The following is a 24,923-nucleotide window of genomic DNA, read 5'->3' as shown; positions in this document are numbered from 1 at the left end:
GCACGGCCCCTTGCGCCCCCGTTCAGCCCGGCAGCTCCAGCACGTTCTTCGCCAGGATGCCGCGCTGGATCTCGGAACTTCCGCCATAGATCGTGGTCGGCCGCGCCTCGATGAACTGGCCGGCCGGATGCAGGTCCCGGTTGCCGCCCATCGGCTCCAGCAGTCCCGCATTCTCCCCCGCGATCTCCAGCATCAGCTCGGTGATGCGCTGGAACAGCTCCGCCTGGTGCAGCTTCAGCATGGAGACGTCAGGGCCCAGCGTCTCGCCACGGCGCAGCACCGCCACATAGGTCTCGTAGAGGTCCTTGTGGTCCTCCAGATCCATCCGCAGGCGGGTGTAGCGGTCCTGGAACTCCGGCTCCTCGAACACGCCCATCCGCTCGGCCAGGGTCTTCAGCCTCGCCAGCGCATAGCCGGATTGCCGGGGGGAGCCGAGGAAGATACGCTCGAAGCCCAGCAGGGCTTTGGCCATGCTCCAGCCCTTGTTGGGCTCGCCCACCAGATTCTCGCGCGGCACGCGGACGTTGTCGAAGAACACCTCGCAGAACTCGTCATGCAGGCCGAGATTGATGATCGGCCGCACCGTCACGCCCGGGCTCTGCATGTCGATCAGCAGGAAGCTGATCCCCTCCTGCTTCCTGGCGCCCTTGTCCGTCCGCACCAGGCAGAAGATCCAGTTCGCGTCGGTCGCCAGCGTCGTCCAGATCTTCTGGCCGTTCACCACGTAGTGGTCGCCTTCCAGCACCGCCTCGGTGCGGAGGGAGGCGAGGTCCGAACCGGCGCCCGGCTCGGAATAGCCCTGGCACCAGATGTCCTCGCCCGCCAGGATCCGCGGCAGGAAGCGCCGCCGCTGCTCCTCCGTGCCGAAGCGGATCAGCAGCGGGCCGAGCATGATGATGCCATGGTCGGGCAAGCGCGCGACGCCGTGGCGCTCATACTCCTCGATGAGGATGATCTGCTTGGAGGCGCTGAGCCCCAGACCGCCATAGTCCCGCGGCCAGCCCGGCGCCACCCAGCCCCTGGCCCGCAAGGTCTCGAACCAGGCCCGCCCCTGCTCCCAGTGCAGCCGCTGCGGCGGGTTGCGCAGCGCGGCCGGATACTCGCGCTCGACGAAGCGCCGCACCTCCGCGCGGAAATCCTCGTCGGAGAGATCGTTGAGGTCGCTCATGCCTCCTCCTCCCGCGCCTCGGCCGCGAAGCGCCGGCGGTGCAGCGAGGCCGGGCCGAACCCGTTCGCCAGCACCATCGCCTTGCGGAGATAGAGGCCGATATCCGCCTCGTCCGTATAGCCGATGCCGCCATGCAGCTGGATCGCCTGCCGTGTCACCAGCATCGCGGCATCCGAAGCACGCGCCTTCGCGCGCGAGACGGCGGCCCGCCGAGCCGCGCGCTCGGCGCCACGGTCGAGCAGCGCCGCCGCGGCATCGATGCTCGCGCGGCTGAGCGCGATCTGCACCTTCAGGTCCGCCGCCCGGTGCTGCAGGGCCTGGAAGCTGCCGATCGGCTTGCCGAACTGATGCCGGGTGCGGAGGTATTCGAGCGTGAGGGCGAAGGCCTGGTCCATCACGCCCAGCAGCATGGCGGCGGCTGCCAGCGCGGCCTCGTCCAGCGCCCGCTCCATCGCCTCCCCCACATCGCGCGCGATCACCTCGCCGCCCCGCGGGTTCAACGTGCCGTAGAAGCCGCCATCCTGCGTCTTCTCCAGCAGCAGCTCCGCCTCCTCGCGCGGCAGCAGCCGCAGCGCGAGCGCGCCGTTCTCGCGCACCGGCACGAGGAAGGCGCTCGCTCCCGCCGCCTGGGGAATGAACAGCCGCGCCGCCTCGGCATGGCCCGGCGCCTCCAGCGTGCCCGCCGCCTCCTGCCAGGCCGTCAGCACCAGCGCCTCGCCCGAGATCAGCCCGGCCAGCGCCTCCTCCGCCCCGGCTTCGGCCAGAAGCGCGGCGGAGAGCGCGGCGGGAACCAGCGGCTCCGGCGCCAGCGCCGCGCCCAGCTCCTCGGCCAGGGCACAGAAGGCGCTCATCCCCAACCCGGCGCCGCCCCGCTCCTCCGGCACGCGCAGCCCGATCCAGCCCTGCTCGCCCATCTGCCGCAGCATGGCGGGGTCGTAGCCCGGCTCCCTGAAGCGAAGGGCGCGGATGCGCTTCCGGTCGCCCCCGCGCGGCGCGATGCCGGCCGCGCTGTCACGGATCATGCGGATGGATTCCGCCCGATCCTCCGCGCTCTCGCGCTGGGGAACCTCGCTCATGCAAACACCGCCGCGCCGTTGTTCACCACCACCACGTCCCGCTCCACCACCCGCGCCCGGAAGGCGCCGCCCCGCCAGATCTCCGTGCGGATCGTCTCGCCGGGAAAGACCGGCGCGGAGAAGCGCAGCGAAAGGCTCCGCATCGCGCCCGCCTCGTAATCCCCCAGCACCCGCAGCAGCGCATGCGCCACCACGCCAAGGGTGCAGAGCCCGTGCAGGATCGGCCGCGGGAAGCCCGCGCGCGCCGCCACCTCGGGGTCCGCATGCAGCGGGTTGTCGTCGCCGTTCAGCCGGTAATACAGCGCCTGCTCCGGCCGCGTCGGCAGGTCCACCACCATGTCCGGCTCCGTCTCCGGCACGGGGTTCACCGGCTTCACCGGGCCGGGGGGGCCGCCGAACCCGCCATCGCCCCGCAGGAAGGTCGTGCTGCCCGTCACCGCCAGCAGCCGCCCGCCCGCATCCCGCAGCTCCTTCTCGGAATAGAGCAGCGCGCCCTTGCCCTCGCCCTTGTCCACCAGCCCCGTCACGCGGGTGCGGCCGATGACCTCGCCCTCGGCCGGAAGCGGGGCATGGAGGGTGATGGATTGCTCCCCATGCACCACCTTCACCGCATCCACCCCGGTATCGGGATGCGCCACCCAGAAGCCGGGATGCGCCAGCACCACTGGCATGGAGGGCAGCACGCGCAGCACCCTGTCCGCATCCACATAGTCGAGCTGCCGCCGGTCCATCGGGTCCTGCCCGAGCCCGACGGAGAGCGCGTAGAACACCGCATCCCGCCGCGTGAGGCGCTGACGCACCTCCGGGATCGGGTAGTTCAGCAGCCTCTCGTATTCGATCACGCCGCCTCCTCCGCGATGTCGATCACCGCATCCGCCGCGAAGGCGCCCTCGCCCTCCGGCATGGCGAAGACCGGGTTGAGGTCGATCCCGGCCAGGCGCGGCCCCGCCGCCGCGGCAAAGGCGGAAAGGCGCGAGAGCATCCGCGCGAGCGCCGCGATATCCGCGCGCGGCCGCCCGCGCGCCCCCAGCAGCAGCGGCGCCCCGCGGATGGAGCGGATCATCGCCTCCGCCACATCCTCGCCGAAGGGACAGCGGTGGAAGGCCACGTCCTTCAGCACCTCCACGAAGATCCCGCCCAGGCCGAACATCGCCACCGGCCCAAACACGGGGTCCCGGTGCACGCCCAGGATGCACTCCACCCCGCCCGAAAGCTGCCGGGCCACCAGCACGCCCTCGATCCGCGCCGCCGGCGCGGCCTCGGCGGCGCGGCGCAGCAGCAGCGCGAACCCCTCCCGCACCGCCGCCGCATCGCCCACATCCAGCAGCACGCCGCCGATCTCCGACTTGTGCAGGATGTCGGGGGACAGGATCTTCATCACCACCGGAAAGCCCAACGCCCCGGCGGCGGCCACCGCTTCCTCCGCGCTGGCGCAGGCGCGTTCCGGCGCGGCCCCGATCCCGGCTTCCGCCAGGATGCGCTTCGCCTCCGCCTCGCTGGGCGTGCGCTCCGGCAGCGCTGGCACCAGCAGCACGGGGGCGGGCGCCGGCGGCGCCGCCGCGAAGGCATCCCCGAACCGCCCCATGGCATGAATGGCCGCCACCGCCCGGGACGGATCGCCGAAGACGGCGAAGCCATCCTCCTCGAACTCCCGGATCTGCGGCGGATCGGCCAGGACCGAGAGGACGAAGAGCCGGTCCGGATGCTCCGCCCGCAGCGCCCGCAACGCCTCGCGCAGCCGCGGCGTGATGGAAGGGGCGCCGCCCGCATGGGTGAAGAAGAGAAGGATGGACCCGTAGCCGCCATCCCGGATCAGCGCGCCGCCGAAACGGGTGACGAGCGAGAGGTCGTTCAGCACCTGCGCCGTGCAGTCCACCGGGTTCTGCGGGGCGCAGAAGGGCAGGTCCCGGCGCAGCGCCTCCTGCGCCGCCTCCGGCATGGGCGGCATCGGCAGCCCCGCCGCCTCCGCGGCATCGGAGATCAGCACGCCCGCCCCGCCGCTCACCGTCAGCACGCCCAGCGTGTTGCCGGCCGGATAGACCTTGCGCGTGGCCAGCCGCGCCACGTCCAGCAGCTCCTCCGTCGTGCGCGCGCGCACCACGCCGAACTCGGCCAGCACCGCATCCGTCACCGCGTCATCCCCCGCGATGGAGGCGGTGTGGGACCTCGCGGCGGCACGGCCCACCGCGCTGCGCCCCACCTTCATCATCACCACGGGCTTGCGGTTGCGCCGCGCCCGCTCCAGCGCCGCGAGGAAGCGCGGCGCATCGCGGATCCCCTCGGAATAGGCGGCGATCACCTCCGTCCCCTCGTCCTCCGCCATCCAGCCGATCAGGTCGCCGATGTTCAGGTCGGCCTCGTTGCCGGTGGTGACGCTGCAGGACAGGCCCATCCCGTGGTCGCGGGCCATGCTGAACAGATGCATCCCATAGGCGCCGGACTGGCTGGCGATGCCGATCGGCCCGGCCACCGGGTAGCCCCGCTCCAGCGAGGAGCTGAAGGTGCCGTAGAAGCCATTGGCGGTGTTGAAGAGGCCGAGGCTGTTCGGTCCCAGCAGGCGCATCCCATGCGCCCGGGCCGTCTCCACCATGCGCGCCTGTGCCTCCGCCCCGGCGGGCCCCATCTCGGCATAGCCGGCGGTGAAGACGATGGCCGCGCGCGTGCCCCGCGCCGCCAGCTCCGCCACCGCCACCTCCGCCGCCCCGGCCGGCACGGCGATGATGGCGGCATCCGGCACCAGCGGCAGCGCGCCGACCGAGGGGAAGGCCGGCAGCCCCTGCACCTCCGCCCGGTTCGGGTTCACGGGCAGGATGGCACCGGCGAAGCCCCGCTCCAGCATCGCCGCGATGGGCCGCCCCCCGATCCGCGACGGATCGCCCGAAGCCCCGATCACCGCCACGCTGCGCGGTGCGAGCAGGGCCGAAAGCGCGTCGGGGGGAGGGGGAGTCCGCGGGTCCGCCTTCGGCAAAGCGTCCATTCCTCTCCCGGATCGGGGGCGCGCCGGGGCGCACCCACCATCCGCTCCCCCCATGTTTGCTCTTGGGGGAAGGCTAGCCAGCTTCGGGGCGCCATTCAACACCGAGAATGGCATTCAGTCCGTGAAAATTCTACGATCCGACCCGCCAAGCGATACGCTGGCCTGGATGAGCCGCGCATGCGCCATCAGCCCCGCACGGGGCTCACCTCACTCTCGAATCCGAAGGAAAGCACCGGGGCTGGCCGCTCTGAGGCGGCCGCCGCCGGGATGCGGGTGGGGCTAGCCCACCACCCGCACGGCACGGCTGCCCGTGCCGGCATACATCGCCTGGTCCCGGGCCAGCGTCTCCGCCTCCACCCGCTTGGCCTCGCGCGCGCGCAGCTCCGACAGCTCGGCCTGCGCCGCCTCGCCCGCGCGGATGCGCGCCCGCGCCCTGCGGCGCGAGGGCCCGCCCGCCGCCCAGGCGATGAAGGCCCCGAGCAGGAAGGCCAGCGCCGCAATCAGCAGCACGGCCAGGGCCAGCGGGGTCTGCCAGGTCAGGTCGAAGGGCCAGAGCCCGACCGCGACTGGCTGCATGTTCGACACGGCGAACAGCACGAGCAGGATCAGAAGCGGGGCAATCAGCAACCAGCGCCACATGGGGCGGAACTCCTCAGTCAGCCGCCGGCGCGGCGCCCCGGCGGGGCTGCTGCAACGGGCCGCCATTCACCCGCTCGCGCAGCTCCTTGCCCGGCTTGAAATAGGGAACGGCCTTGCCGGACACCGCAACGGACTCGCCCGTGCGCGGGTTGCGCCCGGTCCGCGCGTCGCGCTTCTTGGCGGAGAACGCGCCGAAGCCACGCAGCTCCACCCGGTCCCCGCGCGCCAGCGCCGCCGTGATCTCCTCGAAGATCGTGGCCACGATCAGCTCCACGTCCGGTTGGCGCAGATGCGGGTTGGCCGCCGCCAGCGCCGCGATCAGTTCCGATTTGGTCATCGGGCGCGCGGCTCTCCACCTCGTCTCATCGGCCGGAAGGCTGCCAAAGCGCCCAGGCGCCGTCAACGCCCAGACGCTGGCCAAGCCCTTCTGAAATCAGGCTTTTCACCGAATCCTCCAGCACCGTGGCCAGGGCGCTGCCGAAGCCCTCCCCCAGCGCGGCGCCGAAGGTCCGCTCCCGCAGGTCCCGCGCGCGCAGGTCGCGCACCGGCAGCTCGGCCGAGATGTCATGCGCGCTGGCCAGATGCGCCCGCGCCTCCGGCTCGCCGCCGATCGCATCCACCAGCCCCGCCGCCAGCGCCTGGCGCCCGGTCATGATCCGCCCATCCGCCAGCGCCCGGACCCGCTCCTCCGGCATGCGCCGGCCCTCCGCCACCATGCGGACGAACTGGGCATGCAGGTCGTCCACCACCGCGCGCAGGGCGGCGCGGCCCTCATCGGTCAGCGGCCGGAAGGGGCTCGGCTGGTCCTTCAGCGGGCCGGAGGTGATGGCCTCCGCCCGCAAGCCCAGCATCCGCATCGCCTCCTGCGCGTCGAAGGATTGCAACAGCACGCCGATCGAGCCGGTCACGCTGCCCTCGCGCGCGAAGATCCGCTCCGCCGGCATCGCGATCATGTAGCCGGCCGAGGCCGCCGTGCCGCCGAACACCGCCACCAGCGGCTTGGCCGCGCGGAAGCGGGCGAGGGCGGCATGCAGCCCCTCGCCCCCCGCCACCGTGCCGCCAGGGCTGTCCACCGCCAGCAGCATCCCCCGCACGGCATCCGACTTCGCCGCCTTGTCGATGGCTTCCACCAGCCGCCGGTCATCCGTGATGGTGCCGGAAACGGTCAGCCGGAGCAGATGCGGCCCCCGCAGCCCGTCCAGCCCCGGCGCCTCCACCCCCGCCTGGGTCATGGCCAGGGCCAGCCCACCCAGCACGGCGAACACGGCCAGGGCGCGCCAGATGCCACGGCTGCGCTTCAGCCGCCGCCGGTCGAGCAGCAAATCCGCCTCCAGCCCCGCGACGGGCGGCGGGGGCGGCGGCTGCGCCGGCGGCTGGGTCGGGGTGGAACCGGATGGCCCGGGCCAGGGGGAGGGGGTTGCCATGCCCCGTCTATGCGCGAGCACGGCGGCGCGCGCCAGCACCCTGCACGCCGTGTTCCGGAATGCGCGCATCGTCGCGTGACATGGGACCGGGTGGCGCTTTAGAATGCGGCCCGCTGCACCGGGGCGGATGCGCCACGCTCCGGCCCGGCCGCCCCGCCCTCTGACCGGGACACCACCCCATGCGCCCTCTGCCGCTGGTCCTGCCGGCCCTCTTCCTCGCGCTCGCCGCCACGGTTGCCTCCACCGCCCCGGCCCAGGCACAGGCCCAGCTCCGCTCGCGCTCCATCACCCAGGGCGTCACCCCGCCCTCGACGGGCGATGCCACCTGCGACGACGCCGTGGCCGCCTGGCGCGCCTGCATCGCCGCCTCGCCCAAGCCCGCCGCCGACAAGTCCCAGGCCAATACGGAGGTGGACAAGTTCGTGCGCGACGTCTTCGACGCCCGAGGCCCCCACCGCGACGACCTGATCCGCGCCTGCGGCCCCACCGCCTCCGGCTACCGGCTGATGATCGAGAACGGCACCTGCGCCGCCAACATCACCGGCGCGCGCGACGACCAGGCGACCCGCGTCGGCGCCCCGCCGGGTGCCGTGGCGACGCAGCGGCGCTCGCAACGATAGGGTCCGGTCTGTCCTGGGGAGAGGAAGAAGGAATTCTTCCTCTCCCCAGACCCCTCACCATCATCTTTTTCTAGAAGTTTGGAATCACTCGGCTGACGGTGCGCCTGAGGTCTCAGACCTCAGGCGACTGCAAGGGCAGAAGGAAACCCCCTCAACCCGAGACCCCTTCGATCAGGGCATCCACGGCAGTCCGATGGGGTTCCAAGGGCCTCAGGCCCTTGGCGGGTGGAGGGCAGAGCCCTCCCTTCCCCCTGTAAACCCGCGTGCCGCCCCTTCAGGCCGCCCGCTTCTGCCGCGCCAGCCCCAGCTGGTCCCACACCGCGGAAAGCGCCCGCGCCAGGTGCGACACCGCCGCGTCGTCATGCAGCGGCGTCGGCGTGATGCGCAGGCGCTCGGTGCCGCGCGGCACGGTGGGGAAGTTGATCGGCTGGATGTAGATGCCGTGGTCTTCCAGCAGCAGCTCGCTTGCCTGCCGGCACAGCGCCGCGTCGCCCACCATCACCGGCACGATGTGGCTGGGGTTCTCCATCACCGGCAGCCCTTCGGCCCGCAGCGCGGCGCGGGTGGCCCGGGCGCGCTCCTGGTGGGCGGTCCGCTCGGCGTCGGAGCCCCGCAGGTGCCGGATGCTCGCCAGCGCCCCGGCGGCCACGGCCGGGGTGAGGGTGGTGGAGAAGATGAAGCCCGGCGCGAAGGAGCGGATGGCGTCGATCAGCACCCGGCTGCCCGCCACATAGCCGCCGCCCACGCCATAGGCCTTGCCGAGCGTGCCCTCGACCACGTCGATCTTCACCCCGTCCCGCGCGGCAACGCCCGCGCCCCCGGGGCCGTAGAGGCCGACGGCATGCACCTCGTCGATATAGGTCAGCGCGTTGTGGCGCCGCGCCAGCTCCGCGATCGCGCGGATCGGGGCGATGTCGCCATCCATCGAATAGACGGATTCGAAGGCCACCACCTTCGGCGCCCCCGGCGGCAGCTCCGCCAGCAGCTCGGCCAGATGCGCCACGTCATTGTGCCGGAAGATGCGCTTCGGCCCGCGCCCGTTGCGGATGCCCGCGATCATCGAGGCATGGTTGTCCGCATCGGACAGGATCGTGGCCCCCAGCAGCGTCGCGAGGGTGGACAGCGCCGCCTCGTTCGCCGTGAAGCCGGAATTGAAGACCAGCGCCGCTTCCTTGCCGTGCAGCGAGGCCAGTTCGGCCTCCAGCGCCACATGGTGGCGGCCGGTGCCGGAGATGTTGCGCGTCCCGCCCGCGCCCGCGCCATCCTCCCGGATGGCGGCGATCATGGCCTCCTGCACCTTGGGGTGCTGGCCCATGCCGAGATAGTCGTTGCTGCACCACACCGTCACGGCGCGCCCATCCGCGCGCAGCGCCTTCGGGAAGGCGCCGGCCTGTCGGTGCAGCGTGAGGAAGTGGCGATAGCGGCCCTCCGCGCGAAGCGCGTCGAGATGGCCGGCGAGGAGGGCATCATAATCGGGCATGGCGCTGGGCATATGTTTTCCGCCCCTGGGGTTAAGCCCCCGTTTCACGGGAATCAACAGCGGGAAACTACGCAACACCCCCGCCCCAGGCACGCCAGCCCCGCGGAGGAAGGGAGGCGGGCGGAGGCGTCGCGCCCCCGCCCGCCCGCCTCACCGCCTCAGGCGGCCTCGACGCACATGGCCACGCCCATGCCGCCGCCGATGCACAGCGTAGCCAGGCCCTTCTTCGCACCCTGGCGCTTCATCTGGAACAGCAGCGTGTTCAGCACCCGCGCGCCCGAGGCGCCGATCGGATGCCCGAGCGCGATCGCCCCGCCATTCACGTTCACCTTGGCCGGATCCCAGCCCAGGTCCTTGTTCACCGCGCAGGCCTGCGCCGCGAAGGCCTCGTTCGCCTCGATCAGGTCCAGGTCCTGGATGTTCCAGCCCGCCTTGGCCAGCGCCTTGCGCGAAGCCGGGATCGGCCCCGTGCCCATGATGGACGGGTCCACCCCCGCCGTCGCCCAGGAGACGATGCGCGCCAGCGGCGTGATGCCGCGCTTCGCCGCCTCCGCCCCGCGCATCACCAGGATCGCGGCCGCGCCGTCATTGATGCCGCTCGCATTCCCGGCAGTCACGGAGCCCTCCTTGTTGAAGGCCGGCCGCAGCTTCTGCAGCACCTCCAGCGTCGTCTCGGGCTTCGGATACTCGTCGTTCTCCACCACCGTGTCGCCCTTGCGGCCCTTCACGGTCACGGGGACGATCTCGTCCCGGAAGCGCCCGGCCTTCATCGCCTCGCCCGCCTTGCGCTGGGAAGCGGCGGCGAACTCGTCCTGCTGCTCGCGGGTGATCTGGAACTTCTCGGCCACGTTCTCGGCCGTCTGGCCCATGTGGTAGCCGTGGAAGGCATCCCACAGCCCGTCCCGGATCATGGTGTCCACCATCGCCAGGTCGCCCATCTTTTGCCCGGCGCGGAGCTGCGCGGCATGCGGGGCCTGGGTCATGCTCTCCTGCCCGCCGGCCATGACGATGGCGGCATCCCCGGTCGCGATCTGCTGCGCCGCCAGCGCGACGGAACGCAGCCCCGAACCGCAAAGCTGGTTGATCCCGAAAGCCGTCCGCTCCACCGGAATGCCGGCCAGCACGGCAGCCTGCCGCGCCGGGTTCTGCCCCGCCGCCGCCGTCAGGATCTGGCCGAGAATGACCTCGTCCACCTCCTCCGGCGAAACCCCGGCCCGCTCCAGCGCGGCCTTCATGGCAATGGCGCCCAGCTGATGCGCGGGCAGCGTGGCGAAAGCCCCGTTGAAACTGCCCACCGGCGTACGGGCGGCGGAAGCGATGACGATGTCGTCCATGAGAGGCATTCCTCTGGCGTTCTTTGCCCCAATGGTGCGCGCTGGGCCGGGGGCGCGCAACATGTGGGGGTGCCGCTGGCCTTCGTGGAGGCGGGGGACTCATTCTGATGGGTAAGTCTGTCCCGGGGAGAGGAAGAAGGAATTCTTCCTCTCCCCGGACCCCTCACCATCATCTTTTTCTGGAAGTATGGAATCACGGGGCTGACGGTGCGCCTCGGGTCCGTGACCCGAGGCGACTGCAAGGGCAGGAAAAACCCCCGCCCACCAGAGACCCCACCGACGTAGGGCATCCACGGCAGTCCGAACGCGGGGTCCGGGGTGGCCGCCGCCACCCCGGTGGGGGTCCGGGGGCAAAGCCCCCGGGGCGGGAAGCCCCTACTCCGGCCAGCTCCCATCCGCCTTCAGCACCTCCCCGGCAAGGTAGAGGCTCCCGCAGATCAGCACCCGCCCCGGCGGCCCACCGATCCCCGCCAGCGCATCCGCCACGCGCGGCCCGATGCGCGCCACCCCGCCCGAGGCCGCCACGATCTCTGCCGGCTCCACCGCCAGGTGCTGCCCCGGCTCCGCCACGGCCCAGAGGCTGCTGGCGAAGGGCAGGAGCGGCGCGAGGAACCCGTCCACGGCCTTGGACTTCTTCATCCCGACGACGAGGTGCAGCGGCCGGTCCGACCAGTTCCGAAGCTGCGCCGCCAGCGCCTGCCCCGCGCCGGGGTTGTGCCCGCCGTCCAGCCAGAGCTCCCAGCCGGCCGGCAGCATGGCCGCTAGCGCGCCGCGCAGCCGTTGCAGCCGCGCGGGCCAGGCCGCGGCCGAAAGCCCGTGCGCGACCGCCTCTTCCGTCAGCCAGGCCGGGTTCCAGGCGCGCAGGGCGGCGATGGCAATGCCGGCATTGTCCGCCTGGTGCGGGCCGGGCAGGGCGGGGCGGGGAAGGCGCAGCGTGCCGCCCGCGTCGCGGTAGAGCAGCCCGTCCTTCATCCATTCCGCCTCCCAGTCCCTCCCACGGGCGAGAAGCGGCGCGCCCCTCCGCACGGCCTCGGCCTCCAGCACGGCCAGCGCCTCGGGCGGCTGGTTCCCCGTGGCCACGGGCACGCCGGGCTTGATGATGCCGGCCTTCTCCCCCGCGATCCGCGCCAGCGTGTCGCCGAGGAAGTCCGTATGGTCCATGGAGATCGAGGCAATGGCGCAGGCCGCCGGGCGCTCCACCACATTGGTCGCATCGAACCGCCCGCCGAGCCCCACCTCCAGCACCAGCAGGTCCGCCGGCACGCGGCTGAACAGCAGCAGCGCCACGGCGGTGGTGATCTCGAAGACGGTGATCGGCTCGCCGCCATTCGCGGCCTCCACCTCCTCCAGCGCGGCCGCCAGCACCTCCTCCTCCACCAGCCGCCCGGCGAGGCGGATGCGCTCGTGAAAGCGGACGAGATGCGGGGAGGTATAGGCATGCACCCGCTGCCCCGCGGCCTCCGCGATGGCCCGGAGGAAGGCGCAGGTGCTGCCCTTTCCGTTCGTCCCGGCCACATGCACCACGGGCGGCAGGCGCCGCTCCGGGTTGCCCATCGCGTCCAGCAGCCGCTGCAGCCGGTCGAGGCTGAGGTCGATCAGCTTCGGGTGCAGCGCGTGCAGCCGGTCGATGATCCTCTCCGCCCGGCCCGCATCCGGCGCCGCGCGAAGCCCGGCGGGCGCGCCCCAGGGAGTGGTCTTGCTGTCGGCCATGGCCGGTCGTCCGGGTTGGGGCGGCCGGCATCCCGGCCGGGGCCGCCCCGCGCGGGGCGGGGCGGGTCGAAGCGGCCTATTCCGCCGCCGGGGCGGGGGCCGGGGTGGGAGCGGGAGACGGGGCGACCGCCTCGGCCTCCGGGGCCGGGGCGGGCGGGCGCAGGAAGCCGATCAGCCGCGCCAGGGTCGCGCGCATCTCTGGCCGCTTCACCACCATGTCCAGGATGCCGTGCTCCAGCAGGTATTCGGCCCGCTGGAAGCCCTCGGGCAGCTTCTCGCGCACCGTCTGCTCGATCACGCGGGCGCCGGCGAAGCCGATCAGCGCGCCGGGCTCCGCGATCTGGATATCGCCCAGCATGGCGAAGCTCGCCGTCACGCCGCCCGTCGTCGGGTCGCACAGCACCACGATGAAGGGCAGCCCCGCCTCCTTCACCATGCGCGTCGCGATCACCGTGCGCGGCATCTGCATGAGGGAGACCGCCCCCTCCTGCATCCGCGCCCCGCCGGAGGCGGTGAAGACGATCAGCGGCGCATCCTGCAGCACGGCCAGCCGCGCGGCGGTGACGATGCCCTCGCCCACGCCCGCGCCCATGGAGCCGCCCATGAAGGAGAACTCGAAGGCCGCGGCCACCGCCGGCCGGCCCTCGATGGTCCCGTGCGCGACCGCGATCGCGTCATCCATCCCGTTCTTCTGCTGCGCCTCGCGCAGCCGGTCGCCATACCGGCGCGAATCCCGGAAGCGCAGCGGGTCCGCCGGCGCGCGCGGCAGCTCGATCCGCTGCCAGCCCGGGTCGAAGGTGTAGTCCAGGCGCCGCTGGGCCGAGATCCGCATGTGGTGCCCGCATTTCGGGCAGACATGCAGGTTCCGCTCCAGATCCTGGTGGAAGATCATCTCCCCGCAATGCGGGCACTTGATCCAGAGATTCTCCGGCACGTCGCGCTTGGTGCCGAAGAGCGTCTGTATCTTGGGCAGCGCCCAGTCGGAGATCCAGTTCATCCCAAACCCTATCCGCTGCCCATCCCGCGCGGATCGCACGGGTTCGGGCCGGCCCTCGCCCCCACCGGGGCGCCAGCGGGCGGGAGGTAGGCGCGTCGGGCATGGCTGTGCAAGAGGCGAAGCCCGGCAAGGGGCCCAGCAGGGGCCATGGCCGATCCCCCGGGAGGCGCGCTATCCTCGCTCCCATGGCGTCGGACGATCCCTACCAGACCCTCGGCGTGAGCCGGACCGCCAGCCCGGATGAAATCCGGAAGGCCTTCCGCAAGATCGCCAAGGCGAACCACCCGGACCTGAATCCGGGCGACCAGGCGGCGGAGGCGCGCTTCAAGGCCGCCAACGCCGCCCATGAGCTGCTCTCGGACCCGGAGAAGCGCGCCCGCTTCGACCGCGGCGAGATCGACGCCTCCGGCCAGGAAATGCCGCCCCGGGGCTATTACCGGGATTACGCGGAAGGCGCGCAGGGCGCTCGCTACCGAGGCGGGCCGGGCGCGGAAGGCCCCGGCGGGCCCTTCGAGGCCGGCGGCACCACCTGGTCCGGCGGCAGCTTCGACCCGGACGACCTGGAGGACATCCTCGGCATGTTCCGGGGCGGCGGGCGGGCCCAGGCCGGCCCCCGGCGCGGCCGCGATGCCCAGTACCGCCTGGCCGTGGACTTCCTGGACGCCGTGAACGGCGCCACCCGCCGCCTGACCCTGCCCGACGGCCGGGACCTCGACGTCCGCATCCCCCCGGGGCTGGAGGACGGGCAGGTGCTGCGCCTGCGCGGCCGGGGCTCCCCGGGCATCCAGGGCGGCCCGGACGGGGACGCGCTGATCGAGGTCGCGGTGGGGAACCACCCCTTCTACACGCGGGAAGGCCGCGACATCCTCATGGAGCTGCCCGTGACGGTGCAGGAAGCCGTGCTGGGCGCGAAGGTCCCTGTCCCCACGCCGCGCGGGGAGGTGATGCTGACCATCCCCCCGCGCTCGGATGCCGGCACCCAGATGCGCCTGCGCGGCCGGGGCGTGGCCGAAGCCGGTGGCACGGCGGCGGGGGACCTGCTCGTCACCCTGCGCCTGGTGCTGGGCCCGGTGGATGACCGTCTGGCCGAATTCCTCAGGGGCTGGACGCCCGAGAACCCCCCCGACCCCCGTGCCGAGATGCGGAGGCGCGCATGATCACCTTCGAATCCGTGCTCACCCGCGTCTCCGGCCTGGACGCGCCGCGCCTCGAAGCCTGGATCGCCGAGGGCTGGGTCCGCCCCGCCCGCCAGGAAGGCCGCCTCCTCTTCGAGGAGATCGACATCGCCCGCTGCCGCCTGATTCTGGAACTGCACGAGGAGCTGGAGGTGAACGAGGCCGCCATGCCCGTGGTGCTCCGCCTCCTCGACCAGCTCCACCAGACCCGCCGCCAGCTCCGCCGGCTCGCCGAGGCGCTGGAGCAGGCGCGGGGCGAAACAGGGAACGACCATGGCTGAGGCGCCCGCCCCGGAGCTGTCCGGCAGCGTCGGCGCGCTGAGCGCCGCCCTCCTCGGGGCGGCCCTGGACGTCGCCGGCCTCGCCGTCATCATCACCGACGCCCCGCTCGACCCGCCCGGCCCCGTCATCCGCTACGCCAATGCCCATTTCGAGGCGGTGACCGGCTACCCCGCCGCCGAGGTCATCGGCCGCACCCCCCGCATGCTCCAAGGGCCGGAGACCGACCGAGCCGAGCTGCACCGGCTGCGGCAGGAACTGGAGAAGACACGCCACTTCATCGGCGCCGCGGTGAATTACCGCAAGGACGGGTCCTCCTACCTCAACGAATGGGTCGTCCTCCCCATCCTCGGCCTCGGTAGGCCCCTGGGCGAAACCGTGACTCACTGGCTCTCCATCCAGCGCGACGTCTCGCGGGAAGGCGGGCCCCATCCCGGCGCCCCGGCGCTGCGGGCCCGCACCGCCGCCCTGCTGGAAACGGTGCGGGCCATCGCCGCCCGCACCCTCACCGTGCCGGAGGAAGGCCGCGCCTTCGGCAGTCGCCTCGCCACCCTCGGCCGCGCCCAGGCCCTCGCCGGGGCGGGCGGCACCGACTTCCCCGCCCTGCTGCGCGCCGTGCTCGGCCCCAACTCCGCCGGAACCACCCTGCAAGGCCCGCCCGTCACCCTCCCGCCCGGCACGGCCGAACCCCTGGCCCTCGCCCTGCACGAACTCGCGGCCCAGTCCGGTGAGGACGTGACTGTGACCTGGCACATCGAAGAAGGCCTGCGCCTGCGCCTGGACTGGCGCGCGCGAAACGCCCAGGCCTCCGCCCAGGCCTGGCCGATGATCGAGGAAGCCCTCGCCTTCGCCCTCGGCGCGGAAACCCGCCTCCGGCATGAGGGGGACCACCTCCACTGCACCCTCGCCATTCCGCTGGGGGCATAGGCGCCGCGAAGGGCTCCGCCCTTCACCCGCCAAGGGCCTGAGGCCCTTGGAACCCCGTCTGACTGCCGTGGATACCCCGGATCGAAGGGATCGCTGGTTGAAGGGGACTGATCCTGCCCTTGCAGTCGCCTGAGGTCGTGGACCTCAGGCGCACCGCCTGACGAGTGAATCCAAACGTGAAGAAAAAGATGATGGGTCGAAGGCACTGCCTTCGACGGGTCCGGGGAGAGGAAGAATTCCTTCTTCCTCTCCCCGGGACAGACCGTCAGCCCAGAACCCTCAGTTCCCCGCCCGCCGCGTGCCGAGGTAGTCCCGCACCGTCTGCCACGCGACCGTCTGCAGGAAGGCGGCCGTCTCCGCATCCAGCCCTGCCGTGTAGCGGTTGCCTTCCGGGGAGTTGCCGAAGAGCGCGGCATAGGTGGTCGCCGCCGCGAGATAGGTGCCTGCCAGGCTCGGATGCCGCTTGTCCGCGACATAGAGGTTCAGGTTCGGCCGGTCCCGGACGCTGCGCGCGAAGGCCAGGCCCGCCGGGATGACCAGCGCGTTGTTCTCGTTCCCCGCGCGCGTGTAGGCCTCGGCGAGCTGCTCCGTCATCTCCGGCTTGTCGGCATAGGCCCAGGACATGAAGAAGACCGGCTTCGCCCCATGCCGCCGCACCGTCTCGCTGTGGCGCTTCGCGAAATCGGTGAAGACGGGGCCGAGCCGCGGATGGATCGGGCACTGGCTGCAATCCATCATCACCGCGATGTCGAACAGCCGCGCCCGGTTGTTGAAGACGATGTTGTTGTCCACATCGAAGGTGTAGCTGCCGACGGCATTCGGGCGGAAATAGGATTCCACGTCGTGCCACTCGAAGCCCGACCCGCTGATGGTGACGGACACGCCCGAGAAGGGCCGCTGTTCCCCGGCGCCGGTGATCAGGCTGCGCAGATGCCCGTGCATCGAGTTGTTGTAGTAGAAAAAGCTATTCCCGATGAAGATCGCCGAGGCCGGGCGCTCGTCCAGCGCCTGCACGGCGGGGCGGGGCGGCTGGGCCTGGGCTGGGGCTTGGGCGTGCGCCGCCGTGGCGCCGAACAGCAGCGCGGCGCCGAGGGCGAGCCCGCGCGCGGCATGGGTGAGGGACAAGGGCGTTTTCCTTCCGGTGTCGCGCATCTCCGTGGCGCGCTCCGGCCGGATTAAGCGGCGGCCCCGCCCGGCGGTCCAGAGGCTTCGCGCGCCACGCCCGCCGGCCCTATCCTCGCCGCTCCCCGCCGCGATGGAACCCGCCGTGAAACTGCCCGAACTCCCCTTCACCGCCGTCCACTGGGATGCGCTGCCCGCGACGCAGCATCCCGGCGAAACCGGCTCCGCCACCTGGCGCACCCTGAACAACGGCGATGTCCGGATGCGCGTGGTGGAGTATTCCCCGGGCTACCTCGCCGACCATTGGTGCGACCGCGGCCATGTCCTCTACGTCCTCGAAGGCGAATTGCAGACCGAGCTGAAGGACGGCCGGCGCTTCACCTTCGGGCCGGGCGAGGGCTACACCGTCTCCGATTTCGGCGACGCCCCGCACCGCTCCTCCACCGAAACCGGCGCGCGGCTCTTCATCGTGGACTGAACCCGCCCTCCGCCCGGAGGCGCGGCGGCGGCTCCTGCGCCGGGTTGAAGCGCACCCAGCCCGGCACCTGCGCCTCCAGGTTCACCTCGCGCCACTTCGGATGGCGCGGGGGGCGGAGGAACTGCTCGAAGCGCGCATGCAGCGCCTCCACGAAGCTCGCCACCTTGCGGAACCGCTCCGTCCCCGGCGCCCAGGCATAGACCGCCATGACGGCACCCACCGCGAGCGTCTCCACCGGCGCCCCCTCCGGCACCAGCGCGGGATACTGCTCATGCCCAAGGCGCGAGGGCAGGTAGGTCTCCATCAGCGCCGGCGCCATCGGAAGCGGCAGGAAGCGCAGCCCGGCCTCCGCACCCAGCCCTGCGAAGAGCCGCGCCGGCTTCCCCGCCACATAGACCAGCGCCGCGATCTCGCCCCGCCGCAGCCGCTCCAGCGCGACATCCTGCGGGTCATGCGCGAAGTCCGGCGTGATCCCCAGCGCCTCGAAGAGAAGCGAGGCCGTCATCGCCGTGCCGCTGCCCGCCACGTCCACGTTCACGCGCCGCCCCGCCAGCTCCTCCACGCGCCCGATCTCCGCGCGCGCCAGCACATGCACCTCCTCGTCATAGAGCTTGGCGATGTACTGGATCATCTGCCCCACGGCGGGGAACATCCGCCGGCCGCGCACATAGGCCAGCGCATCCGACTGCACGATGCCCACATCCACCCCGCGCACGAACATGATGTCCGAGATGTTCTGCACCGATCCGCGCCCGATGATGGGCAGCACGCGCAGCCGGTCGCCGTCGTCCAGCACCGCCGCCAGATCCGCCGCGATGCGGATATAGGTCCCGTCCACCCCGCCCGAGACCACGCCCACCGTCCCCGCATTCGCCCGCGCCGTCATCGCGGCCAGGCTGCTGCCCGGGGCCGGCGGCGCCTGCGCCCCCGCGCGCAGCGCCGGCAGGGCCAGCGCGCCCGCCAGCAACAGGCCCCGTCGTGTCGGGATGCCGCTCATCCTCTCCCTCCTCCCTCCTGGGCCGCGACGGGCCTTCCATCCTCCCCGGTCAGCCGGCGCAGCAGCGCCTCCGCCGCCGGGTCCCCCAGCGCGACGGCCCGCCGGTACCAGGCCGCCGCCCGCTCCGGATCGGGCCGCAGGCCGCGCACGCCGAGCACGGCCAGCACCGCGGGGTCGTGGCTGCGCCCCATCGCCGTCGCCGCCGGCCCGCTGCCCCCCGCCGCGGCCCGCTCGTAGAAAAGCCGCGCCGCCGAGACATCGCCGATCGCGAGCATCGCATCCCCCCGCCGCACCAGTACCTCCAGCACCGCCGGAGACAGGGACGGAGCCGGTGCCTGCATGGGGGCTGGCACGGGGGCCGTCGCTGGGACTGTCGCTGGGACTGTCGCTGGGACCGTCGCTGGGACCGGCGTTGGGGCCGGCGCTGGAACACCCATCGGGGCTGAGACCGGCCCCGGCACCGGCCTCGGCCCGCCCAACGACGCCACGTCGGATGGCGGAGCCGGCGCCGGCGTCACCGGAGCCACGGCCTCCTCCGGCGCCACCTCGGCCCGCGCCGCCTCATCCGGCGCAGCCAGGGCCAGCGGGCGCTCCTCAGGCGGGGAGGGCGGCAAGGCATCGTGCAGCGGCGGCCTGTCCGGCCGGGGCAGGTCCCGGGGTAGATTCGGGGGTAGATTCAGGGGCAAATCCGGGGGCAGGGCGGGGGCGGCCGGCTCCGGCGGCGGCACCAGGGCCGCGACCGCGAAGGAAGCCCAGGCCTCCGCCCGGCCCGGCGGAGGCGGCTCCGGCACCATCGCCGGGTCATGCAGGACCGGCGCCGCGAGCGGCACTTCCCCGGGCAACGGCGCCTCGGGCAACGGCACCCCTGGCAGCACCGCCTCCGGCAACACCGGAAGGGCCGGCTCGGGGGCCAGCCGCAACGCGGCCAGGGCTTCCGGCGCAGGAAGCGGCGGCTCAGGCAGGGCGCCCGGCTCCGAAGCCGGCGCCGCGGCCGCGAATGGCGGTGCCGGCAAGGGCGCCTCCGCCACGCTCCAGCCCGCCGGCCCGGCGATCCACGCCAACCCCGCCCCGCCCCCCGCCAGCAACAGCAGCAGAAGCCAGGCCCCCACCCGCCCCCTTCGCGCCGGTTGGGCCACCACACCGGCCTGCGGCGCCTCGGCCGGCGCGGGCGGCGCCACCACCCGCGCCACCTCCACCACCGGGGCCGGGGGATCCGGCGGCCGCGCCAGCAACGCCCGCGCCCGCACCACCCAGCCCTGATCCGCCCCCGGCGGCGCCTCCAACGCGAAGGCGGAATCGAGGAGGATGGTCAGGCGCCAGAGATCCGCCCGCGAGAGCGAGCGATAAACCACCGGCGGCAAGGCCGCCCCCGGATGCAGCGCACGATACCCCCGCCGGAAGCGCTCGGCCGCCTCCGGCACCTCGTCCGGCGCCAGGTCGATCAGCGCGACGCCGTAATCCCGGTGCAGCAGGGCAAAGCGGATGGTTGCGGCCGGATGCTCCGGTTCGCCGCCAAGGCGAACCGGGGAAAGCACTTCCCCACCCCAGGCCTCGAGAAGCGTATCGGGACGCTCCTCCGGGCGGGGGTGGGTGGCCATCATCGCCGCCCGCAGCCCCCCGCCTGCCCGGTTCCGGAGAGGAGGGGCGGCAACGGCAGCGGCGGGCAGGAAGCCCGGCGCCGCGCCCAGGCGGGCGATCGGCGCGTCGAGAAGGAACAAGCCATGACCGGAAGGGACCACGCCGTTTGGGCGGCAATCTTACCCCAGCTTGCGCGGGTGGTCGATGAAGATGCGGAACGGGGGGCCGCTCCGCTTCCCTCATGAGGCTGAACGGAGATTCCGGGCCCTCGGGAGGGCTCCGCCCTCCGCCCGCCAAGGGCCTGAGGCCCTTGGAACCCCGTCTGACTGCCGTGGATGCCCCGGATCAGTGGGGCCTCGGGTTGAAGAGGACTGATCCTGCCTTTGCAGTCGCCTGAGGTCGAAGACCTCAGGCGCACCGTCAGCCGAATGACTCCAACTCGAAAAAAAAGATGATGGGTCGAAGGCACTGCCTTCGACGGGTCCGGGGAGAGGAAGAATTCCTTCTTCCTCTCCCCGGGGACAGACCAACACCCCAGGCCAAAACCCCTTCAGTCCCGCGCCCCGCGCACGCCCTCGGCCAGCGCGCGCACCCCGTCCAGCACGGCGCGCACTGTGCCCTTGGTGGCCCGCCCCTCGGCATCCAGCGTCCCCGCCAGGATTTCGATGAGCGAGGAGGCGACCACCGCCCCATCCGCCACGCGCACCGCCGCCGCCGCCTGCTCCGGTGTGCGCACACCGAAGCCGATGGCCACCGGCAGGTCCGTGGCGGCCCGCACGCGGGGAATGGCCGCCGCCAGATCCGCCGCATCGGCCGAGCGCGTGCCGGTGATGCCGGTGATGGCCACGTAGTAGATGAAGCCGCTGGCCCCATCGAGCACGATGGGAAGCCGGCTCTCGAGCGTCGTCGGCGCCACCAGCCGCACCATGTCCAGCCCGTGCGCGAAGGGCTGAACCTCGTCCGCCTCCTCGGGCGGCATGTCCACGATGATGAGCCCATCCACGCCGGAGCAGCGGCAATCCTCGCAAAAGCGCTCGGGCCCATAGGCGAGGATGGGGTTCAGGTAGCCCATCAGCACCAGCGGCGTCTCGTCGTCGTCGCGCCGGAAGTCGCGCACCATGGCCAGCGCCCCGGCCAGCGAGCCGCCGGCCTTCAGCGCGCGCTGCCCCGCCTTCTGCACCGTCGGCCCATCGGCCGCCGGGTCGGTGAAGGGCACCCCGATTTCGATCAGGTCCGCCCCCGCGCCCGGCATCCCGCGCAGGATCGCCATGCTCGTCGCCGGGTCGGGGTCATAGGCCTCGAGGAAGGGCATCAGCGCCCCGCGCCCCTCGGCCCGCAGCTTCGCGAAGCGCCGGGCGATGCGCCCGCCCGGCACCGGCTCCACGCAGCCCGCCGCCGCGGGCTCGGAGATCGTCGTGCTCACAGCTCCACCCCCATGTGATGCGCCACGGTGAAGATGTCCTTGTCCCCGCGGCCGGAGAGATTCAGCACGATGATGCTGTCCTTCGGCATGGTCGGCGCGCGCTTGATCACCTCGGCCAGCCCATGCGCCGATTCCAGCGCGGGGATGATCCCCTCCAGCTTCGAGCAGAGCAGGAAGGCATCCAGCGCCTCGTTGTCGGTCGCCGCCGTGTATTCCACGCGCCCGATCTCGTGCAGCCAGGAATGCTCGGGCCCGATGCCCGGATAATCCAGCCCGGCGGAGATGGAATGCGCCTCGGTGATCTGCCCGTTCCGGTCCTGCAGCAGGTAGGTCTTGTTCCCGTGCAGCACGCCCGGCGCCCCGCCATTGATGGCCGCGGCATGCTGGCCGCTCTCAATGCCATGGCCCGCCGCTTCCACGCCCACCAGCTTCACCTCGGAATCGTCGAGGAAGGGATGGAAGATGCCCATCGCCGAGGACCCGCCGCCGACGGCGCACACCACCACATCCGGCAGCCGCCCCTCGATCGCGAGGCACTGCTCCTTCGTCTCCTCGCCGATCACGCACTGGAAGTCGCGCACCATCTGCGGATAGGGCGCGGGGCCGGCGACGGTGCCGATGCAGTAGTAGGTGTCGTGCACATTCGCCACCCAGTAGCGCAGCGCCTCGTTCATCGCGTCCTTCAGCGTCGCGGCGCCCGAGGTCACGGCGTTCACCTCCGCGCCCAGCAGCTTCATGCGGAACACGTTCGGCTTCTGCCGCTCCACGTCCGTCGCGCCCATGAACACCGTGCAGGGCAGGTCGAACAGCGCGCAGGCCGTGGCGGTCGCCACGCCATGCTGCCCCGCACCCGTCTCGGCGATGATCCGCGTCTTGCCCATGCGCTTCGCGAGCATGATCTGCGCGAGCACCGCGTTGATCTTGTGCGCGCCGGTGTGGTTCAGCTCCTCGCGCTTGAAGTAGACCTTCGCGCCGCCGAGCCGCTCGGTCAGCCGCCCGGCGAACCAAAGCGGCGAGGGGCGGCCGACATAGTCCTTCAGCAGCCGCCGCCACTCGCGCTCGAACTCCGGGTCCTTCCGCGCCGCCTCATAGGCCTCCTGCACCTCGGTGATGTTGGGCATCAGCGTCTCGGCCACGAAGCGGCCGCCGAAATCGCCGAAGCGGCCCCGGTTGTCGGGGCCCATGCGGAGGCTGTTGGGAAGAGGCTTGTTCACGGCGGGGTTTCCCGTCTCTGGCTGGCCCGGAAGAGGGGCGGCGAATGCTTTAGCGTGCGGCGAAGGTGTGGTCACGCCGCCGCTTTGCGAGGGGGCCATCGGACCGCCGTCACGCACAGTCCCACCAGGATCAGCGCCATCCCCGCCAGCCGCACCGGCCCGAAGCTCTCCCCGGTCACCAGCGTGGCCGAAAGCGCGCCGGTGATCGGCACCAGCAGGGCGAAGGGCGCGACGGTGGTCGCGGGATAGCGGGCCATCAGGAAGCCCCAGATCCCATAGCCGACCGAGGTGGCGAGGATCGCCACATAGAGGATGGCGAGGATCCCCGGCAGGTTCAGGTTCGCCATGGCCTGCCCGATCGCCGCCGGCCCCTCCACCACGAGGGAGAGGGCGAAGAGCGGCAGGATCGGCACCATGCCCAGCCAGGTCATGAAGGCCAGCGCCCCCACCCCCGGCGGGCCCGCCCCGCGCAGCAGCACGTTCCCCACCGCCCAGCTCGCCGCCCCGGCGAGGCAGAGCAGCAGCCCCGCCATGGTCACCCCGCCCGTGCCCACGGTGGTGGAGATCAGCGCCAGCCCCGCGAAGGCGATGCCCATGCCGGCGATCGCGCGACCGCTCGGCCGCTCCCGCAGCACCAGCGCGGCGATCAGCGCGGTCAGGAAGGCCTGGGATTGCTGCGTCACGGAGGCCAGCCCCGGCGGCATCCCCGCCGCCATGCCCGTGAACAACAGGGCAAACTGCCCGACGAAGAGGAAGGCGCCGAGCGCCAGCATCCGGCCGAGGGAAATCCGGGGCCGGGGCAGCCAGAAGGCCGGGATGGCCACCACCACGAAGCGCAGCGCCGCCATCAGCAGCGGCGGCAGCCCCGCCTCCAGCCCGATCCGGATCATGACGAAGTTGAAGCCCCAGAGCGCCGTGGTCAGCAGCGCGAGGGCGAGGTGGGAGGGCTTCACGCCCCCTTGGCCGCGGCGAGGAAGGCGGCGATCCGGGCCGGGTCCTTCACCCCCCGCGCGCGCTCCACGCCCGAGGACACGTCCACCCCCGGCGCCCCGGTGGCGCGGATGGCCTCCGCCACGTTCCCCGGCGTTAGCCCGCCCGCCAGCAGCCAGGGGCGCGGGATGGCGCGCCGGGTGAGCAGCGACCAGTCGAACACCGCCGCATTCCCGCCCGGCAGGGTGGCGCCGGGCGGCGGCTTGGCGTCCAGCAGGAAGCGGTCCACCACGGGGGCATAGGCGTCGAGCAGGGCGAGGTCCGCCTCGGTCGCGATTCCCAGCGCCTTCATCACGGGCCGGCCGAAGCGGGCGCGGACCGCGGCGCAGCGCTCCGGCGTCTCCTCCCCATGCAGCTGGAGGATGTCGAGCGGCACCGCCTCCAGCGTGGCGGCCAGCTCTTTGTCGCCCGCATCCACGAACAGCCCCACGCGCAGCGGCGCCCCCTCGGCCGGCATCGCGGCGGCCAGGGCGGCCGCCCGGGCCGGGGTGACCGCGCGCGGCGAGGGCGGGAAGAAGACGAAGCCGACCATGTCCGCCCCGCCCGCCCGCGCGGCGTCCAGCCCGGCGGCGTCGTTCAGGCCGCAGATCTTCACCAGGGTCATGGGTGGAGCGAGGCCGCGATGGCCGCCGCCGCCGCCGCCGGGTCCGGCGCGGCGGTGATGGGGCGCCCGATCACCAGCCAGTCCGCGCCCGCATCCGCCGTTTCCTCCGGCGTCGCGATGCGGGACTGGTCGCCCGCGGCGCTGCCGGCCGGGCGGATGCCGGGCACGACCAGCAGGGGCCCCGTGCCATGGGCATCGCGGAGGAGGGAGACCTCGCGCGGGGAGCAGACCAGCCCATCCGCCCCGGCCTCCAGCGCCAGCCGCGCCAGGCGCAGCACCTGCTGGGCCGGCCCGCCGGACACCCCGGTGGCCGAGAGGGTGGCGGCATCGGTGCTGGTGAGCACCGTCACGGCGAGAATGGCCGGCCGGTCCGGCCCGAACTCCTCGGCCGCGCGGCGCGCCGCCTGCACCATGGCGGGGCCGCCGCCTGCATGGATGGTGAGCATCGCCGGGGCGAGCGCGCAGGCGGAGCGCACCGCGCCGGCGACCGTGTTCGGGATGTCGTGGAACTTGAGGTCGAGGAAGAGCGGCCGGTGCGGGGCGATGCGCGCCACCGCGGCGGGGCCGTTGGCGACGAAGAACTCCAGCCCGAGCTTGAGGCAGCCCACATGCGGCGCCAGCGCCTCCGCCCAGGCCTCGGCCTGCTCGGGGCTTTGAGTATCGAGCGCCGCGATGATGCCGGCGCGGTTCGGTCGCTGGATCATGGCGCGG

General features: G+C 72.6%; 24 protein-coding genes. 5 read left to right on the top strand and 19 right to left on the bottom strand.

Annotation, left to right across the window (positions count from 1 at the left end; all coding sequences use genetic code 11):
- Nucleotides 1-22: 22 nt before the first annotated feature.
- The 7 genes from BUB97_RS07230 to sppA all read right to left on the bottom strand — a co-directional run bounded on the left by BUB97_RS07230 (nucleotide 23) and on the right by sppA (nucleotide 7,284).
- Entirely contained in the window at nucleotides 23-1,168 is a 1,146-nt protein-coding gene (locus BUB97_RS07230; protein ID WP_073133131.1) for an acyl-CoA dehydrogenase family protein, read from the bottom strand.
- The gene (locus BUB97_RS07225) at nucleotides 1,165-2,244 is read right to left on the bottom strand and encodes an acyl-CoA dehydrogenase family protein (protein WP_073133129.1); all 1,080 of its coding nucleotides are present in this window, start codon (nucleotides 2,242-2,244) and stop codon (nucleotides 1,165-1,167) included. The genes BUB97_RS07230 and BUB97_RS07225 overlap by 4 nt, the downstream gene beginning before the upstream one ends.
- Nucleotides 2,241-3,086 (bottom strand): MaoC/PaaZ C-terminal domain-containing protein, encoded by an 846-nt coding sequence (locus BUB97_RS07220; RefSeq protein WP_073133126.1) that lies wholly within the window; start codon nucleotides 3,084-3,086, stop codon nucleotides 2,241-2,243. Before BUB97_RS07220 ends, BUB97_RS07225 begins: the two co-directional genes overlap by 4 nt.
- Nucleotides 3,083-5,221, bottom strand: a complete 2,139-nt coding sequence (locus BUB97_RS07215) for an acetate--CoA ligase family protein (RefSeq protein ID WP_073133124.1) — start codon at nucleotides 5,219-5,221, stop codon at nucleotides 3,083-3,085. Before BUB97_RS07215 ends, BUB97_RS07220 begins: the two co-directional genes overlap by 4 nt.
- 279 nt (nucleotides 5,222-5,500) lie before the next feature.
- Nucleotides 5,501-5,860: a lipopolysaccharide assembly protein LapA domain-containing protein gene (locus BUB97_RS07210; RefSeq protein WP_073133122.1), complete on the bottom strand. Its 360-nt coding sequence runs from the start codon at nucleotides 5,858-5,860 to the stop codon at nucleotides 5,501-5,503.
- A 13-nt stretch (nucleotides 5,861-5,873) separates the two neighbouring features.
- A complete protein-coding gene (gene ihfB, locus BUB97_RS07205) occupies nucleotides 5,874-6,197 on the bottom strand; it encodes an integration host factor subunit beta (RefSeq protein ID WP_073133120.1) in 324 nt (107 codons plus the stop codon).
- Nucleotides 6,198-6,222: 25 nt separating this feature from the next.
- Nucleotides 6,223-7,284, bottom strand: coding sequence for a signal peptide peptidase SppA (gene sppA, locus BUB97_RS07200; protein ID WP_086061999.1), 1,062 nt, complete (start codon nucleotides 7,282-7,284; stop codon nucleotides 6,223-6,225).
- A 179-nt stretch (nucleotides 7,285-7,463) separates the two neighbouring features.
- On the opposite strand from sppA, the gene BUB97_RS07195 reads away from it, so the two are divergent.
- A complete protein-coding gene (locus tag BUB97_RS07195; RefSeq protein WP_073133117.1) occupies nucleotides 7,464-7,904 on the top strand; it encodes a hypothetical protein in 441 nt (146 codons plus the stop codon).
- A gap of 274 nt (nucleotides 7,905-8,178) precedes the next feature.
- On the opposite strand, the gene hemA is transcribed toward BUB97_RS07195, so the two are convergent.
- From hemA to accD, 4 genes are all read right to left on the bottom strand, one after another.
- Nucleotides 8,179-9,396: a 5-aminolevulinate synthase gene (gene hemA, locus BUB97_RS07190; RefSeq protein ID WP_073133115.1), complete on the bottom strand. Its 1,218-nt coding sequence runs from the start codon at nucleotides 9,394-9,396 to the stop codon at nucleotides 8,179-8,181.
- Nucleotides 9,397-9,542: 146 nt separating this feature from the next.
- Nucleotides 9,543-10,718 carry an acetyl-CoA C-acetyltransferase gene (locus BUB97_RS07185; RefSeq protein WP_175562576.1) on the bottom strand — a complete coding sequence of 392 codons (1,176 nt, stop codon included), beginning with the start codon at nucleotides 10,716-10,718 and terminating at the stop codon, nucleotides 9,543-9,545.
- A 375-nt stretch (nucleotides 10,719-11,093) separates the two neighbouring features.
- Nucleotides 11,094-12,428 carry a bifunctional folylpolyglutamate synthase/dihydrofolate synthase gene (locus BUB97_RS07180; protein WP_086061975.1) on the bottom strand — a complete coding sequence of 445 codons (1,335 nt, stop codon included), beginning with the start codon at nucleotides 12,426-12,428 and terminating at the stop codon, nucleotides 11,094-11,096.
- A gap of 76 nt (nucleotides 12,429-12,504) precedes the next feature.
- Nucleotides 12,505-13,425 carry an acetyl-CoA carboxylase, carboxyltransferase subunit beta gene (gene accD, locus BUB97_RS07175; protein ID WP_073133111.1) on the bottom strand — a complete coding sequence of 307 codons (921 nt, stop codon included), beginning with the start codon at nucleotides 13,423-13,425 and terminating at the stop codon, nucleotides 12,505-12,507.
- Nucleotides 13,426-13,610: 185 nt separating this feature from the next.
- Here accD and BUB97_RS07170 point away from each other — a divergent pair, with 185 nt between their 5' ends.
- Genes BUB97_RS07170 through BUB97_RS07160 form a run of 3 tightly spaced genes read left to right on the top strand, consistent with a single transcriptional unit; the run spans nucleotide 13,611 to nucleotide 15,806 of the window.
- Complete coding sequence (locus BUB97_RS07170) at nucleotides 13,611-14,582, top strand: DnaJ C-terminal domain-containing protein (protein WP_073133109.1); 972 nt, start codon at nucleotides 13,611-13,613, stop codon at nucleotides 14,580-14,582.
- On the top strand, nucleotides 14,579-14,881 hold the full coding sequence (locus BUB97_RS07165) for a chaperone modulator CbpM (RefSeq protein ID WP_073133107.1): 303 nt from the start codon (nucleotides 14,579-14,581) through the stop codon (nucleotides 14,879-14,881). The genes BUB97_RS07170 and BUB97_RS07165 overlap by 4 nt, the downstream gene beginning before the upstream one ends.
- Entirely contained in the window at nucleotides 14,874-15,806 is a 933-nt protein-coding gene (locus tag BUB97_RS07160) for a PAS domain-containing protein (RefSeq protein WP_073133103.1), read from the top strand. Before BUB97_RS07165 ends, BUB97_RS07160 begins: the two co-directional genes overlap by 8 nt.
- Nucleotides 15,807-16,085: 279 nt before the next feature.
- Here the strand turns inward: BUB97_RS07160 and BUB97_RS07155 are convergent, their stop codons facing one another.
- The gene (locus BUB97_RS07155; RefSeq protein WP_086061974.1) at nucleotides 16,086-16,931 is read right to left on the bottom strand and encodes a hypothetical protein; all 846 of its coding nucleotides are present in this window, start codon (nucleotides 16,929-16,931) and stop codon (nucleotides 16,086-16,088) included.
- Between the two features lie 142 nt (nucleotides 16,932-17,073).
- On the opposite strand from BUB97_RS07155, the gene BUB97_RS07150 reads away from it, so the two are divergent.
- Nucleotides 17,074-17,406, top strand: coding sequence for a DHCW motif cupin fold protein (locus tag BUB97_RS07150; RefSeq protein WP_073133099.1), 333 nt, complete (start codon nucleotides 17,074-17,076; stop codon nucleotides 17,404-17,406).
- Here the strand turns inward: BUB97_RS07150 and BUB97_RS07145 are convergent.
- The 7 genes from BUB97_RS07145 to pyrF all read right to left on the bottom strand — a co-directional run bounded on the left by BUB97_RS07145 (nucleotide 17,393) and on the right by pyrF (nucleotide 24,916).
- A complete protein-coding gene (locus BUB97_RS07145) occupies nucleotides 17,393-18,403 on the bottom strand; it encodes a TAXI family TRAP transporter solute-binding subunit (RefSeq protein WP_073133097.1) in 1,011 nt (336 codons plus the stop codon). The two genes, BUB97_RS07150 and BUB97_RS07145, sit on opposite strands and share 14 nt — an antisense overlap.
- Nucleotides 18,400-20,121 (bottom strand): hypothetical protein, encoded by a 1,722-nt coding sequence (locus BUB97_RS07140; protein WP_073133095.1) that lies wholly within the window; start codon nucleotides 20,119-20,121, stop codon nucleotides 18,400-18,402. Before BUB97_RS07140 ends, BUB97_RS07145 begins: the two co-directional genes overlap by 4 nt.
- 410 nt (nucleotides 20,122-20,531) lie before the next feature.
- Nucleotides 20,532-21,356, bottom strand: coding sequence for a tryptophan synthase subunit alpha (trpA, locus tag BUB97_RS07135; RefSeq protein ID WP_073133374.1), 825 nt, complete (start codon nucleotides 21,354-21,356; stop codon nucleotides 20,532-20,534).
- Between the two features lie 44 nt (nucleotides 21,357-21,400).
- Nucleotides 21,401-22,618: a tryptophan synthase subunit beta gene (gene trpB, locus BUB97_RS07130; RefSeq protein ID WP_456306323.1), complete on the bottom strand. Its 1,218-nt coding sequence runs from the start codon at nucleotides 22,616-22,618 to the stop codon at nucleotides 21,401-21,403.
- 71 nt (nucleotides 22,619-22,689) lie between these two features.
- Complete coding sequence (locus BUB97_RS07125; protein ID WP_073133093.1) at nucleotides 22,690-23,571, bottom strand: EamA family transporter; 882 nt, start codon at nucleotides 23,569-23,571, stop codon at nucleotides 22,690-22,692.
- Nucleotides 23,568-24,212, bottom strand: a complete 645-nt coding sequence (locus BUB97_RS07120) for a phosphoribosylanthranilate isomerase (RefSeq protein WP_073133091.1) — start codon at nucleotides 24,210-24,212, stop codon at nucleotides 23,568-23,570. Before BUB97_RS07120 ends, BUB97_RS07125 begins: the two co-directional genes overlap by 4 nt.
- The gene (gene pyrF / locus BUB97_RS07115) at nucleotides 24,209-24,916 is read right to left on the bottom strand and encodes an orotidine-5'-phosphate decarboxylase (RefSeq protein WP_073133088.1); all 708 of its coding nucleotides are present in this window, start codon (nucleotides 24,914-24,916) and stop codon (nucleotides 24,209-24,211) included. Before pyrF ends, BUB97_RS07120 begins: the two co-directional genes overlap by 4 nt.
- Nucleotides 24,917-24,923: the final 7 nt, after the last annotated feature.

The organism is Muricoccus roseus, assembly GCF_900141905.1.
Lineage (GTDB): Bacteria > Pseudomonadota > Alphaproteobacteria > Acetobacterales > Acetobacteraceae > Roseomonas > Roseomonas rosea.
This window is presented reverse-complemented; position numbering and strand designations above follow the sequence as displayed.

Coding starts and splice junctions, on each gene's coding strand:
- BUB97_RS07230 (WP_073133131.1), bottom strand. CDS start 1,168: ATGAGCGACCTCAACGATCTCTCCGACGAGGATTTCCGCGCGGAGGTG.
- BUB97_RS07225 (WP_073133129.1), bottom strand. CDS start 2,244: ATGAGCGAGGTTCCCCAGCGCGAGAGCGCGGAGGATCGGGCGGAATCC.
- BUB97_RS07215 (WP_073133124.1), bottom strand. CDS start 5,221: ATGGACGCTTTGCCGAAGGCGGACCCGCGGACTCCCCCTCCCCCCGAC.
- BUB97_RS07210 (WP_073133122.1), bottom strand. CDS start 5,860: ATGTGGCGCTGGTTGCTGATTGCCCCGCTTCTGATCCTGCTCGTGCTG.
- ihfB (WP_073133120.1), bottom strand. CDS start 6,197: ATGACCAAATCGGAACTGATCGCGGCGCTGGCGGCGGCCAACCCGCAT.
- sppA (WP_086061999.1), bottom strand. CDS start 7,284: ATGGCAACCCCCTCCCCCTGGCCCGGGCCATCCGGTTCCACCCCGACC.
- BUB97_RS07195 (WP_073133117.1), top strand. CDS start 7,464: ATGCGCCCTCTGCCGCTGGTCCTGCCGGCCCTCTTCCTCGCGCTCGCC.
- hemA (WP_073133115.1), bottom strand. CDS start 9,396: ATGCCCAGCGCCATGCCCGATTATGATGCCCTCCTCGCCGGCCATCTC.
- BUB97_RS07185 (WP_175562576.1), bottom strand. CDS start 10,718: ATGGACGACATCGTCATCGCTTCCGCCGCCCGTACGCCGGTGGGCAGT.
- BUB97_RS07180 (WP_086061975.1), bottom strand. CDS start 12,428: ATGGCCGACAGCAAGACCACTCCCTGGGGCGCGCCCGCCGGGCTTCGC.
- accD (WP_073133111.1), bottom strand. CDS start 13,425: ATGAACTGGATCTCCGACTGGGCGCTGCCCAAGATACAGACGCTCTTC.
- BUB97_RS07170 (WP_073133109.1), top strand. CDS start 13,611: ATGGCGTCGGACGATCCCTACCAGACCCTCGGCGTGAGCCGGACCGCC.
- BUB97_RS07165 (WP_073133107.1), top strand. CDS start 14,579: ATGATCACCTTCGAATCCGTGCTCACCCGCGTCTCCGGCCTGGACGCG.
- BUB97_RS07160 (WP_073133103.1), top strand. CDS start 14,874: ATGGCTGAGGCGCCCGCCCCGGAGCTGTCCGGCAGCGTCGGCGCGCTG.
- BUB97_RS07145 (WP_073133097.1), bottom strand. CDS start 18,403: ATGAGCGGCATCCCGACACGACGGGGCCTGTTGCTGGCGGGCGCGCTG.
- BUB97_RS07120 (WP_073133091.1), bottom strand. CDS start 24,212: ATGACCCTGGTGAAGATCTGCGGCCTGAACGACGCCGCCGGGCTGGAC.
- pyrF (WP_073133088.1), bottom strand. CDS start 24,916: ATGATCCAGCGACCGAACCGCGCCGGCATCATCGCGGCGCTCGATACT.